The sequence below is a fragment of the Paraburkholderia franconis genome, assembly GCF_009362735.1.
Classification (GTDB): domain Bacteria; phylum Pseudomonadota; class Gammaproteobacteria; order Burkholderiales; family Burkholderiaceae; genus Paraburkholderia; species Paraburkholderia franconis.
This window is the reverse complement of the sequence record NZ_WHNP01000231.1, coordinates 1-1,080: the sequence shown is the minus strand read 5'-3', so window position 1 is coordinate 1,080 and position 1,080 is coordinate 1. Positions and strand designations below refer to the sequence as shown.

Below are 1,080 nucleotides of genomic sequence, written 5' to 3'. Positions count from 1 at the left end.
TAAGTGTTCCTGGGCAACTGATTTGAATTTCGCTATCCTGGCGCCTTCGTGATGCCGGGATAGTGAATGAAGTGTGTCGTAGAGCTGAGTGAAGCTGAGAAAATTACATTGCAACAGCTGTCGATCAATCACAAGCATCGGGATATACGCACGCGAGCGGCGGGCCTGCTGATGCTTGGGCGCAAGATCAAGCCAAAGGCCATCGCAGAGCAGCTCGGCGTGAGCGGCCAATCGGTTTATAACTGGTCCCACGCGTGGCGCGACAGCGGGGTGTGCGGCCTGACAGGCGGTCACTGCGGTGGTCGTCCGCCGGCGTTGTCGGATGCGATGATTGCCACGGCGCTTGAGGTGGCGCGAGCCGAGCCATTGACCCTGGCGCAGATTGCGCAACGCGTTCAGGCCATTCACGCAGAACCACTGCCATGCCGGATCGAAACGCTTGGTGAGGCACTCAAGCGCGAAGGCTTCTCCTTCAAACGCAATCGCTATGCGCTCAAAAAAAGCGCGACCAAGAGGAATTCCAGTTGAAAGCGGATACGCTCGGCAAGCTGCAATGCGCCGCACGTGACGGGCAGTGCCGGCTTTTCTATCTCGACGAGGCTGGATTTCGCGCGGCGCCGCCCGTTCAGCGAAGCTGGTCACCACGTGGCCTGCCCCACAGCATCGAACCCAACAGCCATTGCAGGCGCAACGTGGTCGCCGCACTGAACTTCGGCGAGAACAGCTTCATCTACACCGCGAGCGCCAGCACGGTGAAAGGCTCTGACGTCATCGAATTTCTCGACTCGCTGATCCAGCAGGGCGATGGTCGTCCCACCGTGATTGTGCTCGACAACGCGAGCGTTCACCACAGCATCGATCAGCACACGCTGGACCGCTGGTTTCTCGAACACAAGGCGCTCCTGTTCTATCTACCGCCGTACAGTCCCGAACTCAATTTGATTGAGATCGTGTGGAAGCACATGAAATACCACTGGCGGCGTTTCGTCACCTGGACAAAGGAAACCATCGACGCCGAACTCGCCGCGCTTCTATCCGGCTATGGCACCAAATTTCAAATCAATTTCTCGTGAACACTTA

General features: G+C 57.7%; 2 protein-coding genes. Both read left to right on the top strand.

All coding sequences use genetic code 11. The features are described 5' to 3' along the window. Window positions 1-66 precede the first annotated feature (66 nt). The gene (locus GCT13_RS47855; protein WP_152768451.1) at window positions 67-528 is read left to right on the top strand and encodes a helix-turn-helix domain-containing protein; all 462 of its coding nucleotides are present in this window, start codon (window positions 67-69) and stop codon (window positions 526-528) included. Then, window positions 525-1,073 (top strand): IS630 family transposase, encoded by a 549-nt coding sequence (locus tag GCT13_RS47850; RefSeq protein WP_152768450.1) that lies wholly within the window; start codon window positions 525-527, stop codon window positions 1,071-1,073. The genes GCT13_RS47855 and GCT13_RS47850 overlap by 4 nt, the downstream gene beginning before the upstream one ends. The last annotated feature ends 7 nt before the right edge of the window (window positions 1,074-1,080 follow it).

Bases quoted from the DNA above. Each gene is read 5' to 3' on its own strand.
- GCT13_RS47855 (WP_152768451.1), top strand. From the start codon at position 67: ATGAAGTGTGTCGTAGAGCTGAGTGAAGCTGAGAAAATTACATTGCAA.